Origin of the sequence: Methylobacterium tardum, assembly GCF_023546765.1 — a bacterium.
GTDB lineage: Bacteria > Pseudomonadota > Alphaproteobacteria > Rhizobiales > Beijerinckiaceae > Methylobacterium > Methylobacterium tardum.
This window is the reverse complement of sequence record NZ_CP097484.1, coordinates 5,388,801-5,406,079: the sequence shown is the minus strand read 5'-3', so window position 1 is coordinate 5,406,079 and position 17,279 is coordinate 5,388,801. Positions and strand designations below refer to the sequence as shown.

Annotated in this window: 13 protein-coding genes and 1 pseudogene; 10 read left to right on the top strand and 4 right to left on the bottom strand. The window is 67.8% G+C overall.

Annotation, left to right across the window (positions count from 1 at the left end):
- Positions 1 to 90: 90 nt before the first annotated feature.
- Together M6G65_RS25780 and solA are read right to left on the bottom strand one after the other, a co-directional pair.
- Positions 91 to 930 (bottom strand): transporter substrate-binding domain-containing protein, encoded by an 840-nt coding sequence (locus M6G65_RS25780; protein WP_238198417.1) that lies wholly within the window; start codon positions 928 to 930, stop codon positions 91 to 93.
- 95 nt (positions 931 to 1,025) lie between these two features.
- Positions 1,026 to 2,195 carry an N-methyl-L-tryptophan oxidase gene (solA, locus tag M6G65_RS25775; RefSeq protein WP_238198415.1) on the bottom strand — a complete coding sequence of 390 codons (1,170 nt, stop codon included), beginning with the start codon at positions 2,193 to 2,195 and terminating at the stop codon, positions 1,026 to 1,028.
- A 151-nt stretch (positions 2,196 to 2,346) separates the two neighbouring features.
- On the opposite strand from solA, the gene M6G65_RS25770 reads away from it, so the two are divergent.
- Positions 2,347 to 3,366, top strand: a complete 1,020-nt coding sequence (locus M6G65_RS25770; RefSeq protein ID WP_238198413.1) for a GlxA family transcriptional regulator — start codon at positions 2,347 to 2,349, stop codon at positions 3,364 to 3,366.
- Positions 3,367 to 3,548: 182 nt separating this feature from the next.
- On the opposite strand, the gene M6G65_RS25765 is transcribed toward M6G65_RS25770, so the two are convergent.
- Positions 3,549 to 5,585, bottom strand: coding sequence for a molybdopterin oxidoreductase family protein (locus tag M6G65_RS25765; RefSeq protein ID WP_238198411.1), 2,037 nt, complete (start codon positions 5,583 to 5,585; stop codon positions 3,549 to 3,551).
- A gap of 150 nt (positions 5,586 to 5,735) precedes the next feature.
- Between M6G65_RS25765 and M6G65_RS25760 the strand changes: the two genes are divergently transcribed.
- The 4 genes and pseudogenes from M6G65_RS25760 to M6G65_RS25745 all read left to right on the top strand — a co-directional run bounded on the left by M6G65_RS25760 (position 5,736) and on the right by M6G65_RS25745 (position 9,767).
- Entirely contained in the window at positions 5,736 to 5,933 is a 198-nt protein-coding gene (locus M6G65_RS25760) for a hypothetical protein (RefSeq protein WP_238198409.1), read from the top strand.
- On the top strand, positions 5,930 to 6,982 hold the full coding sequence (locus tag M6G65_RS25755) for an alpha/beta fold hydrolase (RefSeq protein ID WP_250103058.1): 1,053 nt from the start codon (positions 5,930 to 5,932) through the stop codon (positions 6,980 to 6,982). Before M6G65_RS25760 ends, M6G65_RS25755 begins: the two co-directional genes overlap by 4 nt.
- A gap of 135 nt (positions 6,983 to 7,117) precedes the next feature.
- On the top strand, positions 7,118 to 8,149 hold the full coding sequence (locus M6G65_RS25750) for an aldo/keto reductase (protein WP_238198405.1): 1,032 nt from the start codon (positions 7,118 to 7,120) through the stop codon (positions 8,147 to 8,149).
- A 637-nt stretch (positions 8,150 to 8,786) separates the two neighbouring features.
- A pseudogene (locus M6G65_RS25745) lies at positions 8,787 to 9,767 on the top strand (helix-turn-helix domain-containing protein).
- Between the two features lie 319 nt (positions 9,768 to 10,086).
- Here the strand turns inward: M6G65_RS25745 and M6G65_RS25740 are convergent.
- Complete coding sequence (locus M6G65_RS25740) at positions 10,087 to 11,382, bottom strand: tyrosine-type recombinase/integrase (protein WP_238198403.1); 1,296 nt, start codon at positions 11,380 to 11,382, stop codon at positions 10,087 to 10,089.
- Between the two features lie 354 nt (positions 11,383 to 11,736).
- Here M6G65_RS25740 and M6G65_RS25735 point away from each other — a divergent pair, with 354 nt between their 5' ends.
- From M6G65_RS25735 to M6G65_RS25715, 5 genes are all read left to right on the top strand, one after another.
- Positions 11,737 to 12,186: a hypothetical protein gene (locus M6G65_RS25735; RefSeq protein WP_238198401.1), complete on the top strand. Its 450-nt coding sequence runs from the start codon at positions 11,737 to 11,739 to the stop codon at positions 12,184 to 12,186.
- The gene (locus tag M6G65_RS25730; protein WP_238198399.1) at positions 12,164 to 12,373 is read left to right on the top strand and encodes a DNA-binding protein; all 210 of its coding nucleotides are present in this window, start codon (positions 12,164 to 12,166) and stop codon (positions 12,371 to 12,373) included. The genes M6G65_RS25735 and M6G65_RS25730 overlap by 23 nt, the downstream gene beginning before the upstream one ends.
- Positions 12,374 to 12,533: 160 nt before the next feature.
- On the top strand, positions 12,534 to 12,833 hold the full coding sequence (locus M6G65_RS25725; RefSeq protein WP_238198397.1) for a hypothetical protein: 300 nt from the start codon (positions 12,534 to 12,536) through the stop codon (positions 12,831 to 12,833).
- 354 nt (positions 12,834 to 13,187) lie between these two features.
- Positions 13,188 to 13,382: a helix-turn-helix domain-containing protein gene (locus M6G65_RS25720; RefSeq protein WP_238198395.1), complete on the top strand. Its 195-nt coding sequence runs from the start codon at positions 13,188 to 13,190 to the stop codon at positions 13,380 to 13,382.
- Between the two features lie 213 nt (positions 13,383 to 13,595).
- Positions 13,596 to 16,850 carry a bifunctional DNA primase/polymerase gene (locus M6G65_RS25715; protein WP_238198393.1) on the top strand — a complete coding sequence of 1,085 codons (3,255 nt, stop codon included), beginning with the start codon at positions 13,596 to 13,598 and terminating at the stop codon, positions 16,848 to 16,850.
- Positions 16,851 to 17,279 lie beyond the last annotated feature (429 nt).

Here is a 17,279-nt window from a genome sequence, read left to right as displayed (position 1 = left end):
CGGCTCCACGTCCCTGTTTCGACGCGCTCTCGTGCGCCGAACCGGCGTCCACTTCGGCGGAGAGCGCGCGAGCCGTCGTGCAGGACCGCATCAGTTGGTCGCGTTCTTGTATTTCTCGTGCATCGCCTTCGAGTAAGCGGTCGGCTCGATGCCCCACTTCTTCTCCTCGTCGACGATGAAGCCGGTCTTCATCCAGTCCTTGGTGGCGTCCTCAACCATGGTCTGGAGCGTGGTGTTGCCCTGCGCCACCGCCATCATCCACGGCGCATCCAGGATGCCCTTGAGCGGCAGGGCGTAGTTGGCCTTCCAGTCGTCATCGAGCAGCTTACCCTGCAGCATGCTCTGGTCGTAGACGTAGCCGATGCAATTGCCCTGCTTGAGCGCGAAGAGCGGCTTCTCCGAGCCGTCGAAGGCGATGATCTCCGCCCCGTAGGTGCGCGCGACGTCTTTGTTGTACCACGCCCCCGAGGTCGCGCAGAGCGGCTTGCCCTTCAGCTGCGCCCAGTCGGTAATGCCGGAACTCTTGGGCAGCAGCACGTTCACGAAGTCGGAATAGTATTGCGGGTCGATCGCCTGCACGACGCGGCGGCGCTCCGGCTTGTCGGAGAGCGTGGCGATCAGCAGATCGACCTTGCCCTGCTGCAGGAACTCGATCCGGTTGGCCGAGACCACCGGCACCAGCTCGAGCTTCACGCCGAGCCGCTTGGCGAGGTCGGCGGCGAGGTCGGGCTCGAGTCCGATGATCGTGCCGCTCGGATCGCGGAAGCCGAATGGCCTGTAATCCGCCTTCACCCCGACGATCAGCGTCCCGCGCTTCTTGATCGCCTCGACACCGTCGGCGGCCCCAGCCCGACCCGGCAGCGCGACGGCCGAGAGCGCCGCGAGGGCCAGCGCTCCGGTCGTCAGGAAGGTGCGGATCGTGTGTCGCATCGGAACGGTCCTGCTGGCCTGTACTGAACGTGGCGGTGATCGCGGCGCCGATCTTGGCATGGTTTCAAGCAATCCACGAGCCATCGGCCAGCGTATCAACCGAAGCGTGCGAGGGCGAAGGGGGCGAGATCGACCCGCCCGGGCCCGCCGGCCAGCTCCGCGGCGACGGCCTCGCCGATCCCGGCCGAGTGCTTGAAGCCGTGCCCCGAGCAGGCGGAGACCACCCAGAGCCGATCCATCCTGGGATGCCGGTCGATGATGAAGCCGCGGTCGGGGGTCACCGTGTAGACGCAGGCGGCCGCCCGGACGACCTCCGGCGTGGCGCCGGCCAGCCGGTCCGCGACGCGCAGGCGGTACATCTCGGCGGATTCCGACGGATCGACGCGGCGCTCCACCCCGTCGGCGGTGGTGGCGGTGTCGTACTGCTCGGTCGCGACCTTGATGGCGCGCTCCCCCGGCAGCGGCGGGAAGCCGTAGAGGTACTCGGTGTCGGTCGTGCCGTACATCCAGATGAAGACCGGCGCCTGCGGCCCATAGGCCGAGTCGTCGGTCAGCGCGTACCAGTGCAGCAGCTGGCGCCGGACCGTGAGCAGCCGGTCGAACGGGCTTCCGAGCAGCGGCGCCGTCCAGGCGCCGGCAGCGACCACGGCGCGGTCAGCCAGGATCCCGCCGTCCTCGGTCTCGATGCGGATCCCGGCCCCGTCCTGGCTGAGCGCCCGCACCGCGCAGCCGGTCCGGATCTCGGCGCCCGCCGCGGCCGCGCAGCCGAGCTGCGCGGCAAGGCAGCGCTCCGGGAAGACGTAGCCGCCACCCGGCTCGTAATAGGCCTTCTCGTCGCCCGCGAGGTTGAGGAATTGCGGGAAGCGGCGGGCGACCTCGGCGCCGTCGAGCACCTCGTGGGCGATCCCGGCCCCCTGCGCGGCGCTGATCGAGCGGCCGACGAAGTCCGGCTTGCCGTGATGGGACGAGATCCCGTGACCGGGCGCCATGACGAGGGCGCCGCAGGCATTCAGCAGGGTCTCCCCCGTCGCCGCCTCCAACTCGCGCCAGATGCGGTGCGAGGCGCCGACGAACGGGACGTAGTCGCGCCCCTCGCCGACGGCCTGACGGGTGATGCGTGTCTCGCCGTGGCTCGATCCGAACGCGTGCGGCGGGGCGAAGCGGTCGATCCCGACGACCGCGGCCCCGCTTTTGGCCAGCTGATACAGGACGGCGCTGCCCATCGCGCCGAGCCCGAGGACCGCGACGTCGACCCGGCGGGTCATCGGGTCTGCCCGCGCGCACCGGCGCGGCCGACGAACGCGGGTGGGCACAGGGCGTTGGGCATACGGATGGGGTTCCGGACCGAAGGAGCGGCGCCAAGAATGGCGTCCTGCCCCGGTTGCGCTTGACCGTGACAGACGGTTTCTTGCACGGATGAGCCAACCCGAAGCACAGACAGCGGATGCGGGTCCTCCAGGAGCGGGGGATCGGCCGCAGGAGATCGGCTTCCTCCTCATCCCGGGCTTCGCGCTGTTGTCGTTCGCCTCGGCCTGCGAGCCATTCCGGGCGGCCAACGACCTGGCGGGGCGCGCCCTCTATCGGCTGCGCTACTTCGGCGAGGCGGAGGGCCGGGTCGCGTCCTCCTCCGGCGTGGAGGTCCCCACCGAGGGGCTGCCCCGGGAGCGCGGGCATCTTCACACCCTCTTCATCTGCGCGGGCGGCGAGCCGACCGGGTGGGACAGGCCGGCGATCCACGCGGCCCTGCGGCGCATGGCCCGATTCGGCGTCCGCATCGGCGGCATATCGGGCGGCCCCTACCTGATGGCCGCGGCGGGGCTGCTGGCGGAGCGCGCCTTCACCCTTCACTGGGAGTATGCCGGCGCCACGGTCGAGGCGTTTCCGGAGGCGCGGCTCACGCGGGCGCGCTACGTCGCCGATGCCGACCGCCTGACCTGCGGCGGCGGGGTCGCCCCCCTCGACATGGCGCACAGGCTGATCGCCGAACGGATGGGCGCGGCCTTCGCGCGCCGCGTCTCGGACTGGTTCCTGCACACCGCCGTGGGCGCCGCGGACGACCCGCAGCGCGCGTCCGCGGCGGAGCGGTACGGCGTCCACCACCCGGCCCTGCTGACAATCCTCGAGACGATGGAGAAGACGGTCGAGGCGCCGCTGAGCCGTCAAGCCATGGCCCGCCTCGCCTCGGTCAGCGCGCGTCACCTCGATCGGCTGTTCCTCGACAAGCGGGGCCTGCGTTTCTCGGCGCAGTACCGGGCCATTCGCCTGGCCCACGGCCGGCGCCTGTTGCGCCAGAGCCCCCTGGCGATCGGAGAGATCGCGACGGCCTGCGGGTTCTCGAGCGCGGCGCATTTTTCCCGCAGCTACCGGTCCCAGTTCGGGTGCAGCCCCTCCGCAGACCGAGACCTGTCGGCCCAGACTGTCGACCGCACGGGTTGATCGGCCGGAGCCGCACATGGGGTTTCGGGCGTCCGGAATCCGGGCGCGGCGGCACGACTTAGCTATCGACCGAAATCTGCGAAGGCCATCCGACGGACATCCTGGGCGAGGATCGCGCCGGTGAAAGGCCGATGGACCGGCCGGCGCCTGTGCCCGAGGCGCTGACGGCCTGAGCGCCCGGCTCAGGCCGCCCGGACCCAGACCGCGGTGTCGTGGAAGGCGGCGCCGTCGTTGGGCGCCGCCGGCGCGGAGCCGATCAGGGTGTTGATCCCGCTGCCGCCCGTGAAGGACGCGCTCGGCCACAGGCTCTCGACCACCACGACGCCCGGCTGCTGCCCCTCGGCGAGGCGCGCGTGCAGCCGCACCCGGCCGCGGGTATTGCCGATCTCGATGATGTCGCCCGTGCCGATCCCGAGCCGCGCGCCGTCCTCCGGGTGGAGCAGGCAGGTCGGCCGCCCCTCGCGGCGGAGCGACTCGGCCACATTGGTGAAGGTCGCGTTGAGGAACTGGCGGGCCGGCGGGGCGATCATCCGGAACGGGTGCTCCGCGTCGGCGGGCTCGGCCGTCGGCCAGTGATCGGGCAGGCTTGGCATCCCGGCCGCGCGGGGGCCGAGCGCCGCCCAGTCGGGGGCGAAGCGGAAGCGCCCGTCCGGATGGCCGAACCCGTTCAGGAAATGACTCTCGGCGAAATCCGGCTGCGCGTCGATCCAGCCGGCCGCCTCCAGCCTTTCGAGGCCGCCCCAGCCCGAACGCGCCAGGGTCGCGTCGGCGAGATCCCGGGCGCTCAGTCGGAAGCCTGCATGGTCCGCGCCGAGCCGGGCGGCGAGCGCGCCGAGCAGCGCGTGGTTCGATCGGCACTCACCCGGAGGCTCCAGGATCGCCGGCCCCGCCTGGATGTGGCTGTGGCCGCCGGCCCCGTAGATGTCGTCGTGCTCCAGGAAGGTGGTGGCCGGCAGGACGAGGTCGGCCAGTGCCGCGGTCTCGGTCATGAACTGCTCGTGCACGGCCACGAACACGTCCGGCCGCGCCAGGCCGGCGCGCACCCGGGTGCTGTCGGGGGCCGAGACGGCGGGATTGGCCGACTGGATCAGCATGGCGCGCACCGGCGGGCCGCCCTGCAGGGCGTCGGGATCGTCGGCGAGGATGGCGCCGATCCGGCTCATGTCGAGCTCGCGCACGCCCGGCGCCTTGACGTCGAGGCCCTCCGTCAGGGTCTTGTCCCAGTTGAAGATCGCGGCCTGCTGCCAGAGGGCGCCGCCGCCTTCGTGCTGCCAGGCGCCGGTCACCGTCGGCAGGCAGGTCACCGCGTGGAGGTTCACGGCGCCGTTGCGGCTCCGGGTGAAGCCGAAGCCGCAGCGGATGTAGCTGCGCGGCGTCCGGCCGTAGAGGGCCGCGAAGGCCTCGATCGCGGCGGGCTCGAGGCCGGTGATCGCCGCCGCCCAATCGGGGGTGCGCGACGCGAGATGCGCCTCCAGCGCCGCCGTGTCCTCGGCATGGGCGGCGAGGTAGGCCCGGTCCGCGTGGCCGTCGCGGAACAGCACGTGGAGCACCGCGCAGGCGAGGGCCCCGTCGGTGCCCGGCCGGAGCGCGAGGTGGAGGTCGGCGGCCGCCGCCGTGCCGGTGCGGTAGGGATCGACCACCACCAGCTTGGCGCCCCGGCTCTTCCGGGCGCGGCTGATATGGGTCATCGCGTTGACCTGGGTGCTCACCGGGTTGCCGCCCCAGACCACGATCAGGTCGGACGACGCCATTTCGCGGGGATCCGGCCCGGCGATCCGGCCGATTCCGGCGCTCCAGCCCGCGATCGCCACCGCCGTGCAGATCGTGCGCTTGCGCCGCGAATAGCCCATCGCGTGGGTGAGGCGATGGATACCGTCGCGCTGGACGAGGCCCATCGTGCCGCCCGAATTGTACGGCCAGACCGCCTCCGGTCCCCAGTGTTCCGCCGTCTCCGAGAAGGCTGCGGCCAGCCGGTCGAGCGCCGCGTCCCAGGCGATCCGCCGCCACTGGCCGCCGCCCTTCGGGCCGACGCGCTCGAGCGGGTGGAGGATCCGGTCGGGATGGTGGACGCGCTCGCCGTAGCGGCTGACCTTCGCGCAGATCACCCCGGCCGTGTAGGGGTTGTCGCCGCCCCGGACTGAGACGACGCGGCCATCCGCCACCTGCACGTCGAGGCTGCAGGCGGAGGGGCAATCATGCGGGCAGACGGTCCGGACCAAGCGACGAACTCCCGTGGCGCCGGCAGGGATGATGCAAAGCTCGTGCGTTTTTGAGGCGCGCACGGTCCAGGATAGCAAATGGCTTCGGCAGGCGGACGGATTTCACGGTCGCGGCGGTGAAGGTGCTGTCGCGGCGCCTGGATCTGCACCATGGACGACACCGGCTTGACCGACACGCGCACGACCTTGACCAACGGCCTGATGCGGCTGCTCATAAGGACCATGCCGTTCCACACCGAGCACCACCGCCTGCCGGACGCCCATCGGACAAGGCGCGCGCGCCTCGGCGTGCGGCAGCGGGGCTACGCCCGCCGGCCTGTCGGCTTGGTGCGGAGGCTGCGCCCGTGACCGGCTGGCCGACGGCCACCGGCAGCTTCGAGCTCGGAGACCTGCCCCTCCAGGCGGGTGATCTCCTGCGGAGCGCCACTCTGCGCTGGAAGAGCCACGGCACCCTCTCTCCTGCGCGCGACAACGTCGTGCTCTACCCGACGAGCTACGCGGCCCAGCACCCCGACCTCGAATGGCTGATCGGACCCGAGGGGGTGCTCGATCCGGCCCGCTGGTTCATCGTCATCCCGGACATGTTCGGCAACGGCCTGTCGCCGAGCCCGTCGAACACGCCGGACTGGCTCGGCCTCGTCACCGCCTGGGACAACGTCCACGCCCAGCGCCGCCTGCTCGCCGAGACCTGGGGCATTGAACACCTGCACGCGGTCTACGGCTGGTCCATGGGGGCGCAGCAGGCCTACCACTGGGCGGCTTTGTTCCCCGAGCAGGTCGCCCGGGCGGTGATCAATTGCGGCAGCGCCCGGACCGCCACGCACAACCGCGTGTTCCTGAAGGGCCTGATGGCGGTGCTGGAGGCCGCGCCGGAGCATCGCGGCGCCGGCCGCTTCTCGGCCGAGCCCGCCGCCGCGCTCCGGGCCTTCGGGCGCATCTACGCGGGCTGGGCGCTCAGCCAGGACTTCTACCGGGCCGACCTGCACCGCACCGCCCTCGGCGCCCCGGACCTCGACACCTTCCTGCGCACCGACTGGGAGGAGCGCTTCGCCCGCCGCCCGGCGGCCGATCTGTACGCGCAGCTCCGCACCTGGGAGGCGGGCGACATCAGCCGCGACCCGCGCTTCGGCGGCGACCTCGCACGGGCGCTGGGCGCGATCACGGCCCGGCTGCTGCTGATGCCGGGCGAGACCGATCTCTACTTCCGCGTCGCCGACAACGCCGCCGAACTGCCGCACTTGCGCGAGGCCGTCCTGCGGCCGATCCCGAGCGTCTGGGGCCATCGCGCCGGCAATCCCGCGGCCAACCCGGCCGACGCCGCCTTTCTCCGCGACACCGTGCGGGCCTTCCTTGAGGCTGACGCCCAACACCCGCGCGGACCGGCTCAGGGCGCCTAGCACCCGGCGGCCGCGACAGGGCCCGGCCCGTTCCCCGCGCACGGCAGGCTTACCGGCGTGGGGAAAGCCCGGCTGGGCGGCCGTGTTAGACGGAGTGGCGCGCCGCGCGACGGGCGTGATCGCAGAGAGGTCCCGATGGAATACAGGCAGTTCGGACGCTCCGGCCTCACCGTGCCGGTGCTCAGCTTCGGCACCGGCACCTTCGGCGGGACGAACGCGTTCTTCCAGCGCTGGGGACAGACCGATGTCGCGGAGGCGACCCGCATGGTCGACCTCTGCCTCGATTCCGGGCTCAATTTCTTCGACACGGCCGACATCTACTCGGCGGGCGCCTCGGAAGAGATCCTGGGACAGGCGCTCAAGGGCAAGCGCGACCGGGCGCTGATCTCCACCAAGGCGACGTTCCGCTTCAACGACGACCTGAATCAGGTCGGCTCCTCGCGCCATCACCTGGTCCGCGCCTGCGAGGCCAGCCTCAAGCGGCTCGGCACCGACCATATCGACGTCTACTTCATGCACGGCTTCGACGCGCTGACCCCCATCGACGAGACGCTGCGCGCCCTCGACGATCTCACCCGCTCGGGCAAGATCGGCTACATCGGCGCGTCGAACTTTTCCGGCTGGCAGCTCATGAAGGCGCTCGCCACGTCCGAGCGGTACGGGCTCGCCCGCTATGTCGCCTACCAGGGCTACTATTCCCTGATCGGCCGGCACTACGAGTGGGAGCTGATGCCGCTCGGGATCGACCAGGGCGTCGGCCTGATGGTCTGGAGCCCGCTGGGATGGGGCCGTCTCACCGGCAAGATCCGCCGCGGCCAGCCGAACCAGAGCGGCCGCATCGCGGCGGGCGGCGCCGAGGGCGGTCCGCCGGTCTCCGATGAGTATCTGTTCGGCGTCGTGGATGCGCTCGACGCCGTGGCGGCCGAGACCGGCAAGACGGTGGCGCAGGTGGCGCTCAACTGGCTGCTGACCCGGCCGACCGTCTGCAACATCGTGGTCGGCGCCCGGACTGAGGACCAGCTGAAGCAGAATCTCGGCGCGCTGGGCTGGACGCTGGCGCCCGAGCAGGTCGCGCGGCTCGACGCGGCGAGCCAGGAGACCCCGATCTACCCCTACTGGCACCAGAAGGGCTTCGACGAGCGCAACCCGAAGCCGACGACCTGGTAGGCGCCAGCCCCGACGGCGCCCGAGCGGGACGCGGTCCGATCGCGAGCCGTGCGCCGCCACCAGCGGCCAAGCCGGCGGGGCGGGTGAGACGTGGCATGCGGTGGCGGTGAGCGGCCGCGCAGGCGGCAACACGCGCCACCGCGAGCCCGGGCTGTCGGAGTGGTCGCGTCGGCGGCCATTCCGCGCCCGGATCCGTCGGACCGGCAGACCGGGCAGGACGGCGGAGGTCGGTGTTTCGGTGATGAGGGGCATCCTCTCCACCCGCGCGCCCCGACCGATCGCGCTTCCAGGCGATGCCGCTGTCGTCTGGCCGTCGGTACCCGGGCGTCCGGCGCTGCTTCCGATCACTCCTGCCGGTCCCGCCGGCACCGCGTCACATCCTGGTCCTATGGTCTTCGATTGCCGCCGATGAAGGCGATCGTGCAATGAGTATTGACCCGAGCAGGGGCAGTCCTTCGCATCTCTGTCGCGAATCCGCGCCCCTGTGTTACAGGCCGGTCCGTTGAGGATTCGCATCGCATCGAACTTGATGATTTCGGCTTATGATCGATCAAGTCTTTTGTGCACAGTGATACGCAAGCCTCGACGACGTTCCTGACTTGAACATTCGCGGCGGCAGAGGCCGCGGAAATTGCCGATGCAGACACTGTTCTCGACCGAGGGCCTCCCCCCGAGGAACGGCTTCAAGCTGTGGCGCGAGCTCCTGGGCGAGCGGCTCGTGCCGATCGAGGTTGAACGCCTCGACGACGATGGCCCGTTCCAGGGCAGGCTCGACGTCGCCGAGATCGGCCCCCTCCACATCTCGCGTCTGACGCAGAGCGCCCTGCGATGCGAGACCACGCCCAGCGCGGCGCGGCGCCACGACCGGTCCGGGATGGTCGTGGTGCTGTTCAAGCTCGCGGGCCTGTCGGCGAGTCTCCAGGACGGGCGGGAGGCGGTGCAGCGACCCGGCGATATGGTCGTGCTCGACCATCGGCCCTCCGTGGTGACGGCCCACGTGAACAGCCAGGCCCTGTTTCTGGAGCTGCCGCGCGAGCGCCTGGAGCGCGTGCTCGGCTCGACGCGCCTCTACACGGGGCTGTCCGTGGGGGCGGATCTCGCGTCCACCAAGCTGACGACGACCTTCCTGCATGAGCTGATCCGGGTGCGCCACCAGCTTACACCCGATGCCGCGGAGCGCATGGCGGCGGTCGGCGTCGATCTGATCCTGGCCAGTCTGGCCGAGCGGCTGGCGCGGGAGGCGCCCCGGCCGCTCCACGGCAGCGTCGTGGTCCAGCGCGCCAAGGCCTATGTCGAGGCCAACCTGCAGGACCCCACCCTCGACCCGCCACAGCTCGCGGTCGCGACGGGCGTGTCGCTGCGCCGGTTGCAGGAGCTGTTCCACGAGCGCGGACAGCACATCTCCGACTGGATCTGGGAACGCCGGCTGGCGATGGCGGCCAAGCGCCTGGCCGATCCGGCCTGTCTTCACCTGCCGATCGGCACGCTCGCGTATGGCTGCGGCTTCACCAGCTAGGCTCACTTCGCGCGCCGCTTCAGGAATCGCCACGGCCTGACCCCGCGGGAATACAGGGATGCCTCCGCTCTGAAGGAAGCCGGCACCCCGTCGCATCCGTGAGCGCCGAGAGGGCCGGCAAGGATCGGTCCGAACGCCGCAAGCCGCTCACGTTTTGCGTGTCCGACGCCGGGATCCGACAGACCGGGGGCTGCCGGCCTCTGTTTCACCGCGGCGAACGGCCAGGGAACGGGACGGCGGAAGACGGCCGCAGTCCGAATCGACCGGCCATGTCTCTGGCCCCTGCCAGATCCTCAAGGCGGCGGCCGGCCTCCGCGGCGTCCAGGAACAAGGGCTGGCGACCCCGGTAGGGCTCGAACCTACGACCTGCCGCTTAGAAGGCGGCTGCTGCTGCCGCCCAAGCCGTTGCTCCGGCGTGTTTTTACGGGGCGGTGTCTCCCTCGTGTTGCAGTGGTGTTGCAGGTTCGATCGCGCCGAGCACGGAAAGCTCGCCTGCGGTGACGGCTCGGCGATCCGCGCGGTCCGCCTTGAACAGGTGCCCGTAGACCCTTTGCGTGAACTCGGGCGACTCGTGTCCGGCCCATTCTGAGACCTGACCGATCTTCGACCCCGCGCCGATCCAAAGCGACACGGCGAAGTGCCGGAAGCTGTGTGCCGTCCAGCGGGGCGAACCGTCCGCCGCCACGATGCCAAGGGCTACCTGCAATGGCGCGATCTGGCGGTTGACGATGTTCGGATAGCCAAGTGGCGTCCCGGTCTCTGATGGGAACACGAGGCCCTCCGCTGCCCCATTCCTAGCGCGCCAGTTAGCCAGGATCGTCGCTAGCTGCGCGCCGACGGGTGCCTCGCGCAGAGCCGCCTTGGTTTTCACCGTATCACGCACGTTGTAGCGGTCGACGCCTTCGCGCACCCATAAGTGCGTTGGCTCGACGTGGGCCCAAGCAAGCCCACGGACCTCGCCGATGCGCAGGCCGGCGAAGGCCATCGTAGCGAGGAACGGCCTGAGCCAGGATGTTGGCCGGAATGTCTCGACGTGGAGGCCGGGATGCCGCGCGCGAAAAGCGCGGGCGGCCTTGATTGGATGCTCGGCCGAGACACGCTCCACGGCGACGGTGCGAGACTTCCCGTCCGCCCTTTCACGGGCGATCAGGAACAGCGCATCCGTGTCCGCCGCGGCGGCGAGCATCGCTCGAACCACATCACGCTCTGGGATGCGTACGGTTTCCTCGGCCTCGCGGATCTCCGCCCGGCGGGTGTTCCGGCGACTGCGGAGCGAGCGAACAGGGTTGGCGTAGGCAAGCCGGCGCCGAATGGCCTCGTCGAAAATGGCGCCGAGCACGATCCTGGCGCGGCGGCGCGTGTCATCGGTGCGTCCCTCAGCCCTCAAGCGATCGAGCCAGTCGCCAACGTCGGCCGGATGCAGCTTCGGCAGCAGCCGCGAGCCGAGGAACGGCTTCACGTGGCCGCCGTAGTAGACGCGATAGTTGTGCAGGGTCGCCCCTGCCGCCCGGTCGGCCTCAAGGGCCAAGATCAGCAGCTTGTATGCGTCATCTACCGTGCTGGCCAATCGATCCGGCACGTGGGTACCGGCGGCAACCTCAGCCCTTGCAATCGTGAGGAAGGCATCGGCGTCGCTCTTCCGTTCGAACTGCTTGAACCGCCGTTTCCCACCGCCATCAGCATAGGCGGCCAGCCACACGGCCTTGCCGCTCGGCAAAATTCTCTTTCGTATGGAAGACATTTGTGGGGCATGGGGCGAGCGCGCACAGAACTAGAGCGCTCCTGAAAATTAGCGCATGCGCAGCCCTGCGTCGAATCCTTTCGTATGGAATGCGAAAGAGCGTTGACTGGCCCCCGAGCTTCGTGTTGAATGCGATAGAGATCGGCCGCAGGGTGCCCGGCAGCAGAGAGCTGGCGAGTGCTGGGGCGGGTCGTGGCGAGTCCGAAGGAATTGGTCGAATGTGTATCGGACGTGTTGAGAACTCCTCTCGCAACGGTGACAGTCCATGATCGGAACTTGGCTGTAGCTGGCTTGCGGACCGTCAATGGCCGGGGCCGAGCTGTCGCAGCTGTGACAGCCGACGATGCCGCAAATCTTCTCATCGCGGTCATGGCAAGCGAGCAGGTGCGGGACAGCGCCAAAACTGTTCATGAATTCGGGTCACTTATCACTCGGGGCGACAAGCTCTTAACTGATGTTTCGAGCAAACTCGCGCGTCGGCACACTTTCAGAGAAGGTTTGTCTGGAGTCATCTCTCTTCTCGCCAGCGACGGTCTGAAGCACGGGGGCAATCTATCAGTTGATGTAAAGATTGAAGTGCGCGACCCGGCATCAAGCATCGTCATGTCGAACGACCTTGGGGAGCCCATCCTCTCTTATGCCCCAATGACTCCCGTCAAAGATCTTAGGTCAGCTGGCGATCTATATATCACGAAAAGAGTCACGCAATTGACGATTTTCACGATCGCAGAACTCTTGAAAAGCGAGGCAAGGTCAGATGCAAACCCAAGTCTCCGATGATCTAATGCAGGGCGCGGGGAAAATCGCTCAGTTCCTGTTCGGAAGCGAAAAGCAAGCTAGAAAGATCTACTACCTCGAAGAGAAGGGGCAGATACCGACTTTCCGCATGGGTTCTACAATCTGCGCTCGCAAGTCGACGATCCTCGCGTGGATCGAAGAGCGCGAAGGCCGTCGCCCGGCGCAGTAAGTCGACATCTCTGGCCGGGCTCACCGCTCGGCAGATGTAGGCGGCACTGCCGCCCGGTCGCCGGTCCGATAGCCGGCCCAATCTCGACAATCCGAACGGACCGCCGACCGGCATAAAGCCGGCGAATGCGGTCTCATGTCTAAAGCAATTGGGGCTGAACATGACCGTTTCGACCATCGCCGCTCTGCTCGGGGCGTTTGCGGCGACGCTTACTGCGGAGGAAGCCGTTCTCGCCGTGGCCATGCCGGAAGCTGCCCAGGGCCTCCGTGCCACCATTGAGGCCATACGCAACGCAACGCGGGAGGCGATCGAGGCGGCCGTTGCAGCACCGGGCGATGCCTTCGAGCGCATGGCGCTCTTACGGCACGCCGTTGACCTCGAAGGCTTCGACGGGCCGCTCGTGGCGCGGATCGCCGCATCGCTCGCCGCGGCTTCACAGATGGGTTCGCCGACTGTTTAATGAAAGGGACACCGATGAAGTACGCAGATCTACAAAAAGTCCCTCACTTGATGGAGGAACGGCGCACATTGAAGGCGATGATTAGCAGAAATCTTCGGTTCCGCGTTTCATTTGGCGGGGTATGCAATACAAATCTGCTAGGTGCGTTAGACAGAGTGGCCTGGCCTCCAGTCCTCGCACATCTTCGCGGCGAGCTTCAAAGAGTCGAACGCGAGATCAGCACACTCGGCATCGAGTTCGATCCCGACGATTGATCTTCCGCAGGCGGATCGAGGGGAGATTCGACACGCCTCTCGCCGGGGCCCTCGCACGGATAGCCTGAGACAATCTGAGACGCCGAGCAACGAGGTCGCCGTGCGTGATGCCTACCGCATTGCTGAGATTGCCCGCCCGAACGGGCCGATCAGCCGCGCCACCCTTTACCGGGAGATAGCGGCCGGCCGCCTGCCGGCACGGAAGCTCGGCCGAGCGACGATCTTGCTGCACGAGGACTACGCCAACTTCCTCAAAGCGACGCCGCGGCTGAAGACCCCATCGCAGCCTGCGTAAAAAGCGAAGCACCCGGTGTTGGAGCCGCCGGGCGCTTCTGTCGTGCATCAATCAGGTAACTTCCAATGTATGGCGGAGCCGCGAATGGTCCGCAAGCGAATACGCACGCTTGTAGGGTCGTTTCTATAGCCCATCTGGCAGAGTATTGGTCCGCACACTCCGTGACGGATTTCTGCTGGACTTGTGCGATTTTGGACGGCTGAGAGTCGGCGCGTGTCCGGCATCCTAGCCTCATCGGCAGCGATCTCGCCGGGCGAGTGGGCGACCCGCTGGCCGTCCGGTGTCGAGAGCCTGACCCCTCATCAGTTGCGGAGTAGGGTTCTGGCGAACGGCTGGGGGGCTCTGCCGATCCTCGCTCACGATGCGCCCGGCAAGGCGGCCGGCAAGCGGCCGGCCCTGAAAGCCTGGGCGGATTTTGCGGGCTTCGAGGCGGCTCGTCCCGCTCAGAGTGCGGTTGCCTCTTGGGACCGCCAGTTCTCGCGCGCGCCCGGCACTGGCATTCCCTGCGGCACCGTCGTTGGTATCGACGTCGACGTGACCGATCCCATTCTCGCTGCGGAGATCGAGGCGGTCGCGCGCGCGTGCCTCGGCGACACCCCGTTCAGCCGGCAGGGCAAGGCACCGAAGCTGCTGCTCGTCTACCGCGCGGCTGAGGCGTTCCCGAAGCGGGCGTTCAAAGCGAACGACGGCTCTGGCGCTGGCTTAGACATTTTGGCTGACGGATCACAGTTCGTCGGCTTCGGCATCCATCCCGGCACCGGCCGACCCTACCGTTGGATCGGCCCCGAGAGCCCGTTGACGGCCGGGCCCGACGCGGCCCCCGAGGTCACGGCCGCGCAGATCAAGGCTTTCGTCGATCGCGTCCACGCGCTCATGCCACTCTCGAAGACGGGTGGAAGGCAGGCACGCGGGCCCGGTGGTGAGAGCGCCGAGATCGTCCGCGATGCCGAGGGCTTCGTGATCGACGGTCGCGAAGCGTGGCTCACCAATCTCGTGTGGCGTGCGGCCAATGAGCTTCACGACGGCGGCCTGCCCCTGACAGAGGAAGCGGTAGCAGACCTCGCCTGGGGGCGGTTCCTCGCATCAGCACGCCCCGACGTTGGCGGGCGGGTCTGGGCCCGCGCAGATGCCGCGGCAAAGGCGCGGGGCACGCTCGATCGTATCCGACGCCGCAAGGTATCGCTCGGGCCGAAGATCGTCGCCACCGATCCAACCTATCCAGACGAGGCACGGCCGCTGGCCGAGGCTGAAGCCGAGGTTCGTCGGCTGATCGAGGACTTCTTCACCCACGAGGCGCCGGGCTTCAAGAATGCACTTGGGGCCTACCTCATCGAGCACGAGGGAAACCCGCTCAGGCTACCGCCGAAACCGCGCGGGACGGCATTGCGAATCGAGGCCGGCATTGGAAAGACCGAGGTCGCAATTGAGGCGGCGGCTAAGTCTGTCCGACGCGGTCTCGCAGTCGTGTACGCCGTGCCGACGGTCAAACTTGGCGACGAGGTCGCTTCCCGCTTCGCCGCTCGTGGCATCGACGCACAAGTCTACCGGGGCCGCGACCGCGAAGATCCCGAGGGGGCTGGCGAGGCGATGTGCAGGAACCTTCCTGCCGTTCGGGACGCCGAGCGCGCGAAGGTATGGAGCGTCTACGCCGCGGCCTGCGAGACCAAGCCTAAGGGAACGAGCGCCGCGATACGCTGCCCCATGTTCGATGCCTGTGGCTACGTGCGCCAGCGCCGGGCTGAGCCTGCGGTGTGGATCGTCCCACACGTCATGCTCTTCCGTGATCGGCCCGCGCTCATCCCTGCGCCCGATGCACTCGTGATCGACGAGGGCTTCGCCTCCGGCGCTGTACCGAACAAGCCGACGCGTCTCACCCTAGATGCGATCGAGGCCGCCGCGCTACCGGACGGTGGCGAGGACGCCGTCACTCTCGATCGGCTCCGGGCGTGTCTCGTTGGCGTACTCCGCACGATGCCGGACGGACCGTTAACGCGCGCCGCCATGGCGGGCGCAGGGCTGACTGCCAACGACGCGCGCGAGGCACACCGTCTCGAATGGCGCCGCCGCCTCGATCCCGAGCTTCATCCGGGGCTCGATGCCTCCGAACGGTCCCGGCGCGCTGAGCGAGCCGCAGCGGTGAACCGCGAGGTCTCGGCGCTGACGTCTGTGTGGCGCGGATTAACCGATTTCCTTGACGGCGAAGCCGAGGCGAGCGGCCGCATGTTGCTCAGGCGCGATGACGCGTCAAAGGCTCGCTGCATTGAGCACCGGGCGCTGAAGCCGGTTCATGAGAAATGGCACGCGCCAACCCTGATCCTGGACGCAACCGCGCCGCCAGCCGACGTGCTCGCCAGGGCGCTCGGGATGCCGGTAGACCTGAAGGCGTCGATCTCAGCTGTGTGGAGCCCGTACGGCCGGGTGCGGCAGATCATCGGCGCCCCGGTTTCGTCAACGAAGCTCGGCCTTACAGAACGGGAGGGCAACCGGCGCGCGATCGGCGATCTTCGGCGGCTCGTCGTGCTGCGTGCGGCGCTCGCCTTTCCGCGGACTGTAGCGGTGATTGCTCAAGAGGATGCGATCACGCTTCTTGAGCACGCCGGACTACCAAAGAACGTGGAGACGGGGCACTTCAATGCGCTTGCCGGTCTCGATCGTTGGCGCGAAGCAGCCGGTCTGATCGTGATCGGCCGGACTTTACCTCCGCCGATGGCAATGGAGATCGATGCGGGAGTGCTGATCGGCGAGCCGGCGCAGGCGACCGTGACTGAGGATGGCCGCAAGGCGTTCTTCGACCGAGTGGAGGGCGGCATTCGGCTTCGGAACGGCGGCGCCGTAGCCGTTGAGCGGTATCAGCACCCCGATCCCGTCGCCGAGGCCCTGCGCTGGCAGACATGCGAGGCTAACGTAATCCAGGCAGTTGGACGCCTGCGCCCGCTGCGGCGCGGCGCCGACGCTCCGTTCTTCCTGGACATCCTGTGCGATGTGCCCCTGCCCTTCGCTGTCGATGGCGTCGAGACGTGGGAGGACGCGCGCCCCGGCTCTTGGAGCATCATGGCGTCAGAAGGCGTGATTCTGACCGGGGCCGGCGATATCGAAGCGGCGTTTCCCGAGGATGCGCCATCGCGGAAGGCGGCGCGCGGAATGGAGACCGAGCCGACGGTGGCCCTTACATCTATAAGGAGTCTCTCTATAGATGTAGGGGCCACCGTCAGCCGGGTCACTTACAAGCGTCGGGGGCGCTACCCTGACAGCGCAGCGCTCATCCTGCCGAACGGGCCGAAGGGTAAGCCGGCCCTGAAGCGATGGTTCGACGAGCACGGTATGCCGCTTGAGCACGTCGTACGGGACGGCGGAGAACCCTCAGCCTTCGAGCGCGTCGGACGAGTACTGTTCCAAACAAAATTTTTCTTGCCGGACGGTATCGGACGTGCTGTCCTAACCCTCTTGGAGAACGTGACTACGCTCTGATATGGAAGCATATCGATGCTTCTTGGGCACCATCTTGCAAATCTACACACCGCCATGATGGATTTTATCAACAAAATACCATTATTGGCTTCATGTGCAGCCATCTGCACAGGTATCTATGGGATTTTCGCCTGGGCCGAGAGTAGAATCAAACCACAGTTTAGGGACAAGGCCGCGGAGATACTCCTCAGGCAAAACAAGTTTAGTCATTCATACGATTACTTATCTGCTATATATTCTCTGCTGTTTGGCACAAGACAAATTTCACTTCGTTGTTTTGCCGTATCCTATCTACTCGCACTAACATCATTCGCTATAACTCGGCTTCAAGGAGGAATAAATTGGAGCGACACGGAATATTTACTATCGGTTATCGTATGGATCCTAGAAGCTTCTTCCTTAATTTGCTTTCCGATCATATATGCCAGT